Annotated in this window: 10 protein-coding genes; 1 reads left to right on the top strand and 9 read right to left on the bottom strand. The window is 63.4% G+C overall.

What is annotated here, in order from left to right; all coding sequences use genetic code 11:
- Positions 1–356: 356 nt before the first annotated feature.
- From Q8J98_RS04775 to Q8J98_RS04815, 9 genes are all read right to left on the bottom strand, one after another.
- Entirely contained in the window at positions 357–1,535 is a 1,179-nt protein-coding gene (locus Q8J98_RS04775) for an acetyl-CoA C-acyltransferase (protein WP_305293373.1), read from the bottom strand.
- A 12-nt stretch (positions 1,536–1,547) separates the two neighbouring features.
- Positions 1,548–2,834 (bottom strand): ArgE/DapE family deacylase, encoded by a 1,287-nt coding sequence (locus Q8J98_RS04780; protein ID WP_305293374.1) that lies wholly within the window; start codon positions 2,832–2,834, stop codon positions 1,548–1,550.
- 11 nt (positions 2,835–2,845) lie between these two features.
- Positions 2,846–3,478, bottom strand: a complete 633-nt coding sequence (locus Q8J98_RS04785; RefSeq protein ID WP_305293375.1) for a 3-oxoacid CoA-transferase subunit B — start codon at positions 3,476–3,478, stop codon at positions 2,846–2,848.
- A gap of 7 nt (positions 3,479–3,485) precedes the next feature.
- Positions 3,486–4,178: a CoA transferase subunit A gene (locus Q8J98_RS04790; RefSeq protein ID WP_305293376.1), complete on the bottom strand. Its 693-nt coding sequence runs from the start codon at positions 4,176–4,178 to the stop codon at positions 3,486–3,488.
- Positions 4,178–5,536, bottom strand: coding sequence for an aspartate aminotransferase family protein (locus Q8J98_RS04795; protein ID WP_305293377.1), 1,359 nt, complete (start codon positions 5,534–5,536; stop codon positions 4,178–4,180). The genes Q8J98_RS04790 and Q8J98_RS04795 overlap by 1 nt, the downstream gene beginning before the upstream one ends.
- The gene (locus Q8J98_RS04800; protein WP_305293378.1) at positions 5,533–6,303 is read right to left on the bottom strand and encodes an amino acid ABC transporter ATP-binding protein; all 771 of its coding nucleotides are present in this window, start codon (positions 6,301–6,303) and stop codon (positions 5,533–5,535) included. Before Q8J98_RS04800 ends, Q8J98_RS04795 begins: the two co-directional genes overlap by 4 nt.
- A 19-nt stretch (positions 6,304–6,322) precedes the next feature.
- Positions 6,323–6,979: an amino acid ABC transporter permease gene (locus Q8J98_RS04805; RefSeq protein ID WP_305293379.1), complete on the bottom strand. Its 657-nt coding sequence runs from the start codon at positions 6,977–6,979 to the stop codon at positions 6,323–6,325.
- A gap of 30 nt (positions 6,980–7,009) precedes the next feature.
- A complete protein-coding gene (locus Q8J98_RS04810) occupies positions 7,010–7,657 on the bottom strand; it encodes an amino acid ABC transporter permease (RefSeq protein ID WP_305293380.1) in 648 nt (215 codons plus the stop codon).
- Positions 7,658–7,734: 77 nt separating this feature from the next.
- A complete protein-coding gene (locus tag Q8J98_RS04815; RefSeq protein WP_305293381.1) occupies positions 7,735–8,529 on the bottom strand; it encodes a transporter substrate-binding domain-containing protein in 795 nt (264 codons plus the stop codon).
- Between the two features lie 144 nt (positions 8,530–8,673).
- On the opposite strand from Q8J98_RS04815, the gene Q8J98_RS04820 reads away from it, so the two are divergent.
- Complete coding sequence (locus tag Q8J98_RS04820) at positions 8,674–9,627, top strand: LysR family transcriptional regulator (RefSeq protein ID WP_305293382.1); 954 nt, start codon at positions 8,674–8,676, stop codon at positions 9,625–9,627.
- The last annotated feature ends 139 nt before the right edge of the window (positions 9,628–9,766 follow it).

Here is a 9,766-nt window from a genome sequence, read left to right on the forward strand (position 1 = left end):
ATCCGTCGGATGATGTTCAATAGTCCCATGTGGATCACTCCGTTGCCCCCGCTGCTCTCGGCCTTGGGGTAGGTTCACATGGCTCAGTTCTCAGTGAAAATTATCCGCCTAACCGGCTCAGTTCTGGGTGAAAATCAACAATCGTAAGGCGCATGCCGCCATTTTCCGCTTCAGGGCAACGTGTCGCGCATCCGGGGCAACCCAACCGCTGCTCTCGGGCAAGTCTGCTCGTTCACGTCGCGCCCTTCTTCGGCCTGTATCGGGCAGGACTGGAAAACCCCTGCACCGGCGTCACGATATATTTGTGACCGGATCCGGTTCGGCGCGGATCCGTCAACGCATCCGGAATGTCACAGCTAGGCCAGAATCTCGAACAGCCCCGCTGCCCCCTGACCGCCGCCGATGCACATGGAAACAACGGCCAGCTTTGCCCGCCTCCGCCTGCCTTCCAGCAGCGCGTGGCCCACCATGCGCGCACCGCTCATGCCGTAAGGGTGGCCGATCGAGATCGCGCCGCCGTTGACGTTGAGCTTTTGCGCGTCGATGCCAAGATGATCGCGGCAATAAAGCAGTTGCGCGGCGAAGGCCTCGTTGATCTCCCACAGATCGATGTCGTCGATGCTCAGCCCGTGGCGCCGCAACAGGCGCGGGATCGCCAGCACCGGGCCGATGCCCATTTCCTCGGGCGCGCAGCCGGCCACCGCCATGCCGCGAAAGATGCCGAGTGGCGTCAGCCCGCGCCTTGCGGCTTCGCCCGCCTCCATCACCACGCAGGCCGAGGCGCCATCAGACAATTGGCTGGCATTGCCGGCGGTGACGCTATGGCCCGCGCCCTTGACAGGGGCCAGGCCTTGCAGCCCCGCCAGCGTGGTGCCGGGACGGTTGCATTCGTCAATCGCCAGCGTCACCGCCTCTTGCCTCGTCGCGCCGCCGGCCTTGTCGAATACCGCCTTGATCGTGCCGACCGCGACGATCTCATCGGCAAAAAGCCCGTCAGCTTGCGCCCGCGCGGTGCGCTGCTGGCTTTCCAGCGCGTAGGCGTCTTGTGCCGCGCGCGAAATGCCATAGCGCGCGGCCACCAGTTCGGCGGTGTCCAGCATCGACATGTAGTAGCGCTCGGGTACCGCGCCGATTTGGTAATGCATACCGTTCCAGCCCTCGGTCTGCACCAGCGAGATGCTGTCAAGCCCGCCTGCCAACGCCACATTCACCCCGTCATGCAGAACCTGATACGCCGCAATGGCGATCGCGTTCAGCCCCGAGGCGCATTGCCGGTCGATCGTTGCGGCGGCCACGCTGTCGGGCAGGCCTGCGGCCAGCACCACATGGCGCGCGGTGTTGATGCCGGTGCTGCCCTGCGTCAGCGCGCAGCCCAGCGTCATGTCCTCGACCTCGCCGCCCTCCAGCCCGGCACGCGCCAGCGCCGCGCGCACCGCATGGGCGGCCAGCACCGGCCCCTGGGTGGCGTTGAAGGCGCCGCGATAGGCCTTGCCGATCGGGGTGCGGGCGGTCGAAACGATCACGGCTTCGCGCATGGGCAGTCCTTTTCAGAGTTCTTCCAGACCGCACCAACCGGCGATGAATAGCGCCGTGGTCTGGGTGACGCGGCGAACCGACGCGAGATCGACGCGTTCGTTGAAGCCATGTATCGCCTCGGCGCGGGGGCCGTAGACCAGCGCGGGCGTATCGGCATAAAGGCCAAAGAACCGCGCGTCGGTGGTGGCGGTGATCGCCGCCCGGTCCAGATCGGCCCCGGTGACGGCGCGGTGCGCGCCTTGCAGCGCCGCAATCGCGGGGGCCGCGCTTTTGTGGTCGGCCAGCGCGTAACCTTCGGCGAAAAAGCCGTGATAGATGATTTCGGGCGCGTTGTTGCGTAGGAAAGCGTGGCTTTGCGCGGCCTCATGCAACACCGCCTCGATCTCGCGGCGGGCATCGTCAAGGCTTTGGCCGGGAAACAGCGCCATCCGTACATCGAAAACGCACCAGGCCGGGACCGAGCTGGTCCAGTCGCCACCCGAAATCCTGCCGATGTTGAGGTTGAGCGCGTGGTCATGGCCCTGATAGGCGGCGTGGCGGCAGGACGGGGCATTCCAGCGCGCTTCCATCTGGTGCAGCGCCGCGATCAGCGGCAGCGCCGCCTCGATCGCATTGGCACCGCTGCCGGCAAAGGCCACATGCACCGGGATGCCCTTCAGATGCACCTGAAACCAGATCACCCCCAGTTGCGCCGTCACCAGAGTTTCGGCGAAGGGTTCGGGGATCAGCGCGGCGTCGGCCCGGTAGCCGCGTTGCAGGCAGGCCAGCGCGCCGTTGCCGGTGCATTCCTCCTCGACCACCGATTGCAGATGCACATCGGCCGCCGGGGCAAGGCCGATACGGGCCAGCGCATCCAGCGCATAGAGGTTGCTGGCCAGCCCCGCCTTCATGTCGCCGGTGCCGCGGCCATACATCCAGCCGTCATCGACCCGCGGCTGAAACGGCGGGCTGTCCCACATGTCAAGCGGCCCGGTGGGCACCACGTCGACATGACCGTTCAGAATGAGGCTCTTGCCGGTGCGGGTGCGGCTGTGGCGGGTGCCGACCACATTCACCGCATCGTCGTAATTGCCGATCACCGGCGAAAAGCCGGGCAGATGCGCGATGTCCTCGACCCGCAGCTTCCAGCGGTCAACCTTCAGTCCGCGCGCCGCCATCGCGGCGGCCATGAACGCCTGCGCCGACTGCTCGTTGCCGCGCGTTGAAGGGTGGGCGCAAAGTTCAGCAAGAAAAGCGACCTCATCGTCAAAGACCGCATCGACGGCATTGAGTATGGCGGTCTGGTCCTTGCTGTCCATGTCCGGGCCTTTCAGAACCTGGGAAGCGGGGCTTGCGGCACGATCAGCGGCGCGCCGGTGGCGGCGATCACCTGCGCGACCGTCACGCCCTCGGCCAGTTCGCTCAGGCGCAGGCCATCGGGGGTGACATCGCAGACCGCCATATCGGTGAAGATGCGCTGCACGCAGCCGGGCGCGGTCAGCGGCAGGGTGCAGTGCGCCACGATCTTCGGGCGGCCGTGCTTGTCGGTGTGGGTGGTGATCACCGCCACCTTGCGGGCCTTTTGCGCCAGCTCTATCGCGCCGCCCGCCCCCGGTGTCAGGTGGCCCGGAATGATCCAGTTGGCCAGATCGCCGTTGGCGGCCACCTCGAAAGCGCCCAGCAACGTCAGGTCCAGCCGGCCGCTGCGCACAATGGCAAAGGACACCGCACTGTCGAAATACGCGGTGCCCGGCAGCGCCGACACATAGGCGCCGCCCGCGTCGATCAGGTTGCGGTCGGCATGCACCCTGTCGAGCACCGGGCCAACCCCGGCAATGCCGTTTTCCGAATGCAGGCAGACGGCGAGACCGGCAGGCACGTATTGCAGCACCTGTGTTGGCAGGCCGATCCCAAGATTGACCGTCATCCCGGCGCGGATATCGCGCGCAGCCCGGCGCAGCATGCGTTCTCTAGCGTTCAACGACACCGTAGACCTCCGGTAATTCGGGCAGCAGGACGACCTGATCGACGAAGGGTCCGGGGGTGTGCACGTCATCGGGCGCAATGCCGCCCGGTGGCAGCATCGTTTCGGCTTCTGCGATGGTATGGCGGGCGGCCATGGCGATCAGCGGGTTGAAATTGCGCGCCGAAGCGGCATAGCGCAGATTGCCGAACGTGTCGGCGCGGGCGGCATGCACCAGCGCGAAATCGGCACCGAGCGCGGTTTCCAGAATGCCGGACCTGTCGCCGACGCGGACTGTCGGCTTGCCCTCGGCCATCAGGGTGCCAATACCGATATCGCTGACAAAGCCCAGCATCCCGGCCCCGGCGCAGCGGATGCGTTCGGCCAGAATGCCCTGCGGCACGAATTCGACGCTGATCTTGCCATCATTCATCATCTGCATGGCGCGCGGGTTCAGCCCGATATGCGAGGTGATCAGCCGCGCCACCTGACCGTTTTCCAGCAGCCAGTCCACGCCCATGCCGGTCTCGTTGGCATCGTTCTTGATGATGGTCAGGCCCTTCTGCCCCTGCCGCACCAGTTCGCGGATCAGGCAGAACGGCGTGCCGGGCACCCCGAAGCCGCCCAGCATGATGCGCGCGCCGTCGAGGATGCGGGCGATGGCCTCGGCGATGCCGCAGGTTTTGTCGGGCAGTGGCATCAGCGGTTGACCGGCAGTTTCATCTCGGCGGCAAGCGCATCGAGGCTTTCGGTCAATACGCCGATGATCTCGTCGATCTGGGCGCGGGTGATGATCAGCGGCGGGCAGACCAGGAAATGGTCGCCCTCATGGCCGCCACGGCTGCGGCGCGCATAGATGATCAGCCCGCGTTCGTAGGCCAGATCCACCAGCCGCGTGAAGGCGTTCAGCCCTTTGGGCAGCGGTGCCATCGTGGCACGGTCGGCGACCAGCTCGAAGGCCAGCAACAGCCCCTTGCCGCGCACATCGCCGATGAAGGGGTAGCGGTCCATCAGCCGGGTCAGGCGGGACTTCAGCACATCGCCCATTGCGGCGGCATTCTCGACCAGGTTTTCGCGCTGCAACACCTCCAGCACCGCCACGCCGGCGGAACAGGCCAGCGGGTTGCCGGCATAGGTGAAACCGTGCTGAAAGCCCCCCGCGCCCAGCACCGCGTCCACGATTTCGCGTTTGGCCACCATTGCGCCCAGCGGCGAATACCCGGCGGCAAAGCCCTTGGACAGTGCCACGATATCGGGAATGACACCCCAGTGTTCCGAAGCCACGAACCTGCCGGTGCGGCCCGCGCCGGTCATCACCTCGTCATAGATCAGCAGGATGCCGAACTCGTCGCAGATCTCACGGATACGGGCGTAATAGCTGTCAGGCGCTACCAACGCGCCGGTCGAGGCGCCGCCGACCGGCTCCATGATGAAGGCCAGCACCGTATCGGCACCCTGCGCGATGATCTCGGCGCGCAGCAAATCGGCGTATTTCAGCCCGCGCGCCGCGTCGTCAAGGTTGTCATTGTCCAGATAGCAGCGCGGAGCGGCGATTTTCGGCATCGCCCGCATCATCGGCGTGAAGGGTTCGGTCAGCGGGTCGTAGCCGGTCAGCGCCAGCGCCCCCAGCGTGCAGCCGTGGTACGAGGGGAACCGCGAAATCACTTTCCAGCGGCTGCCCTGGCCCTGGGTCAGCGCATATTGGCGCGCCAGCTTGATGGTGCTTTCCACCGCCTCGGAGCCACCCGAAACGAAGAACACCCGGTCCAGCCCCGCAGGCATCAGATCGGCGGTCATCGCGGCCAGCCGTTCGGCCGGTTCGTTCTGGAAATGCAGCCGGTAGCCGAATGTGGCCTTGTCCATCTGCGCCTTCATCGCCGCCAGCACATGCGGGTTGGAATGGCCGATATTGCTGACCATGGCGCCGCTGGAGCCATCCAGATAGCGCTTGCCCGAGACATCATAGAGATAGACACCCTCGCCGTGATCCAGCATCGGGCGCACGGTGCCCGACTGGTAGAACAGGTTCGAGGTGCGGGCTTCGGCAACTGCGGTCATTGTGCGTTTCCTTGAAGGTGTTTGCGCAGGAAGTTTCTGGTGCGTTCGTGTTTGGGCGCGCGGAAGATCACCTCGGGCGGGCCTTCCTCGACCACCACGCCCTGATCCATGAACAGCACGCGGTCGCAGACATCCTGCGCAAAGCCCATCTCATGCGTGACGATGATCATCGTCATGTGTTCCTCGGCGAGCTTTTTCATCGCCAGGTTGACCTCCTCGACAAGCTCGGGATCAAGTGCCGAAGTGACCTCGTCGAACAGCATCACCTTGGGTTCCATCGCCAGCGCGCGGGCAATCGCCACGCGTTGTTTCTGGCCGCCCGAAAGCTGCGAGGGGTAATAGTCGATCCGGTCCAGCATGCCGACATGGGCCAGCTGACGCTCGGCCAGCGCGTTCGCCTCGGCATCCGACAGCTTTTTCAGCATCTTCGGCGCCAGCGTGATGTTGCCGCGCACCGTCAGATGCGGGAACAGATTGAAGTGCTGGAACACCATGCCGATCTGCTGGCGCATCTGGTTGATGTGCCGCTCGTACTGGCGCGGCGACAGCGGCTTGTTGACCAGCATGTCCTCCAGCCAGACCTCGCCGCTGGTCAGCGGATCAAGATCGTTGATGGCGCGCAACAGCGTCGATTTGCCAGAGCCGCTGGGGCCGATGATCGCCACAATCTGCCCCTTCTGCACCTGCAGGCTGATGTCCTTGAGCACTTCCAGCGCGCCGTAGCTTTTGGCGGCGTGGCGGATGTCGATGAATGGCTTCTCGGTCATGGTTGTCTCCGTAATCGCCTTACCGGGCCATCTGGATGCGGCGTTCGATGTGGCGCAGACCAGCCTCGAGCACGAGGTTTATGAGGTAGTAACAGGCCGCGGCGGCCAGATAGAATTCGAACGGGCGAAAGGTTCTGCTGATCGCCAGTTGTGCGGTCAGCGTCAGTTCGGTCACGCCGATCACCGAAACCAGCGCGGAATCCTTCAGCAGCGCGATCATGTTGTTGCCGATCGGCGGGATCACCGAGCGCACCGCTTGCGGCACCACGATCCGCGCGATGGTCTGCACCCTGCTCAGCCCCAGCGTGCGCGCGCCCTCGTACTGGCCGCGGTCCACCGCGAGGATGCCGGCCTGAATGATGTCGGAGTTGTAGACCGCGAAATGCAGCCCCAGCCCGATCACCCCGGCCACGAAGGCGGGCAGGTCGATGCCGATCTGGATCAGCCCGAAATAGATCAGGAACAGTTGCAGCAGAAGCGGCGTTCCCATGAACAGCCAGGCGAACAGCCGGAACGGATAGCGCAGCACGGCGGGGCCATAAAGCGCGATCACCGCAAGAAAGATGCCGCCGAAAAAGCTCAGAATGGCGGCGGCCACGGTGATGGCAATCGTCCAGCCCGCCCCGACCAGAAGCAGAGCGAAAAAGGCGGGCAGGACGGTGAAATCAAGCCCCATGGCGGCCTCCGATGTCTGGGAAAAGGCCGCTCATGTGATCCTCGCCCGCCGGTCAAGCCAGGAAACGCCAAGCCCGGTCACATGGATGATGACCATGTAGATGGCCCCGGCCAGCAGGAACATTTCGAACGGTTTGTAGGTAGAGCCGATGTAGCGCTGCGCGGTATAGGTCAGCTCGACCACGGAAATCGCCGCCACGAGCGCGGTGCCCTTGATCTGCGCATTGATGTTGACGCCAAGCGGCCGGATCATCAGCCGCGCCGCCTGCGGCAGGATCACCTTGCGCATCGTCTCGGATCGGCTGAGGCCAAGCGTGCGCGCCGCCTCGGTCTGACCCTTGTCGACGGCAACGATGGCACCGCGGATCGTTTCGGTCATGTAGGCGCCGATGTTGACACCCAACCCGATTACCCCGGCCTCGAAGGCATCAAGCTGGATGCCGATCTGCGGGCCGCCGAAATACAGGATGAAAAGCTGAATGAGTGCCGGGGTGCCGCGAATGACGCTGACATAGGTTGCCCCAATCAGCCGCAGCCCCCAGCTGCGCGACAGCCGCGCCGCAGCGCCGAGCGATCCGCAGAGCAGGCCCAGAGCAACTGTCAGGACCGAAAGCTGGATCGTGACGAGGGCGGCCTTCAGAAAGAACGGATAGACGCGCAGGATCAGGTCGATATCCACGGTGAGAGGCTTTCGCTCGAATTCGGATGGTTTCAGTTTCAAGGGCAGGCCGGGAATGCCGGCCTGCCCCGCTGACCTCAGCGGATGTCGCCGCCTACCCACTGTTCCGCGATGGCCAGATACGTTCCATCAGCCTGCATCGCGTCCAGCGCGGCCTGCATCGCCGCGGCAAGCTCGGGGTTGCCTTGGCGAATGGCGATACCGGCCTCATCCGCAGCGCCGGCAAGCCCGGTGGTTTCGAGCTGGGTAATCGCATTGCCGTTTTTCTTGATCGCCACCAGAACCGGGATATCGTCGGTCACGATGGCATCGATGCGGCCATTATCCAGCTCAAGCAGCAACTCGGTCAGGCCTTTGTAGGTGCGAATGTCCCAACCGGCCTGCTCGCGTGCCCACTGCTCATGCGTTTCGCCGAGTGTCACGCCGATCCTGGCACCGTTCAGCGCGTCAAGCCCGGTAATCGCCGACCCTTCCTTGACAAAAATTCCGCGGCTCATGCGATAGTATGGGCCGACGAAATCCACCACTTTCTTGCGCTCGTCGGTGATCGACATCGAGCCGACGATCGCATCGTATTTGCCGGCCAGAAGCCCCCCGATGATCCCGTCCCAGGCGGTGGTGATGATTTCGATTTCAACGCCCATGCGTTTGCCGATTTCCGCGCCGATCGCCGGATCAAAACCGACAACTTCGTTTTGCTCGTTCACGAAGTTGAACGGAGGGTAGCCACCGCTCATCGCGATGCGCATGACACCCTTTTCCTTGATGCTGGCCAACTCGTCGGCAGTGGCAGCACCGGTCATGCCGAAGGTTGCGAGTGCAACAACCCCGGCGGTCGCTGCGGTTCTGAAAAATTTCCGTAATGCGGTCATGGTGCATCCTTTCCCTGTCAGAGTTTTTGTGAGAAGCCATCAGGCTTGCGCGGTGCCGTTCTTGCGCCCCCACAAATCAATTGCAGAGGGACCAATTATATAGCAAACAGATATTCTGTATCTCGACTATTTGCGAGATTTATAATGAAGCCCTACGAACAGCGGTTCCCCTGGAACCTGGACTGGAATCTGCTGCGCACCTTCATGGTCGTCGTGGAGCAGCGCGGCATCACGCGGGCCGCCAATTTCCTCGGTGTCAGACAGCCCACCATCAGTGCCGCACTGAAACGCCTTGAGGAGATGGTCGGCCAGCGGCTGGTGGATCGCCGCCCGAGCCATTTCACCGTCAGCGAGGCGGGACAGATCCTGTACCGGGAATGCAGCTTGGTTTTTGGTGCTGTGTCGCAATTGCCCGGCCTCCTGAACGCCGCCAAAAATCGTATCAGCGGGCATGTCAGCATCATGATGACCAGCGGTGTTGTCTGTCGGCATTTTGATGAACTGCTGGAAACATTCAACAAAAACTATCCGGATGTGACCTATTCGATCGTGGTTGCCGAAAGCTCCGAGGTGCTCAACACGTTGCGCCAGAACGGGGCCACGCTTGGCATTTGCCTGATGCGCGAGTCAGATCATGTGCTGGATGCACAGGTGCTGTTCCGCGGGTTTTTCGGGCTCTATTGCGGGCCGCATCACCGGCTTTTCGGCAAAGAGAAAATCAAACTGTCCGAGTTGCGGGGCGAAAACTCTGTCTCCTACCAGACCGACGCGGAAAGCGGTCCGCTGCATTCGGTGACGCATCTGCGCGAACAGGCGTTGCTGCGAACGGAACTGAAAGGGATTTCGGCAAACCTGCCGGAAGTCAGGCGGATGATCGTTGTGGGGCTCGGGATCGGCGCCTTGCCGGTGCATGTCGCGCAAAGGGATGTTCAGGCAGGAAATCTGTGGCGGCTGCCGCCCTATGCCGGCATCCCGGCGGTCGATGTGTTCTTCGTCACCAACCCGAATCGCAGCACCAACCCCGCGGAAAGCAAGCTGATTGCCGCGATCACCGAGCTGATCCGGACCGTCAGGTTGGAAGAGCGGACCTATCAATGAGGCTTTGATGATGTGACCGCCCCCCGACGGCATCAACGTGCCAAGGTGGGTCATCAACGATCCACAAAGCAGAGCGGTCATGTCGGAGATTATCACGGTCGGGCTCGATCTGGCGAAGAATGTATTCCAGGTTCATGGA

It is taken from the genome of Phaeovulum sp., from assembly GCF_030684035.1.
In the GTDB taxonomy this organism is placed as follows: domain Bacteria; phylum Pseudomonadota; class Alphaproteobacteria; order Rhodobacterales; family Rhodobacteraceae; genus UBA6213.

Coding starts and splice junctions, on each gene's coding strand:
- Q8J98_RS04800 (WP_305293378.1), bottom strand. CDS start 6,303: ATGACCGAGAAGCCATTCATCGACATCCGCCACGCCGCCAAAAGCTAC.
- Q8J98_RS04820 (WP_305293382.1), top strand. CDS start 8,674: ATGAAGCCCTACGAACAGCGGTTCCCCTGGAACCTGGACTGGAATCTG.
- Q8J98_RS04775 (WP_305293373.1), bottom strand. CDS start 1,535: ATGCGCGAAGCCGTGATCGTTTCGACCGCCCGCACCCCGATCGGCAAG.
- Q8J98_RS04780 (WP_305293374.1), bottom strand. CDS start 2,834: ATGGACAGCAAGGACCAGACCGCCATACTCAATGCCGTCGATGCGGTC.
- Q8J98_RS04795 (WP_305293377.1), bottom strand. CDS start 5,536: ATGACCGCAGTTGCCGAAGCCCGCACCTCGAACCTGTTCTACCAGTCG.
- Q8J98_RS04805 (WP_305293379.1), bottom strand. CDS start 6,979: ATGGGGCTTGATTTCACCGTCCTGCCCGCCTTTTTCGCTCTGCTTCTG.
- Q8J98_RS04790 (WP_305293376.1), bottom strand. CDS start 4,178: ATGCCACTGCCCGACAAAACCTGCGGCATCGCCGAGGCCATCGCCCGC.
- Q8J98_RS04815 (WP_305293381.1), bottom strand. CDS start 8,529: ATGACCGCATTACGGAAATTTTTCAGAACCGCAGCGACCGCCGGGGTT.
- Q8J98_RS04785 (WP_305293375.1), bottom strand. CDS start 3,478: ATGCTGCGCCGGGCTGCGCGCGATATCCGCGCCGGGATGACGGTCAAT.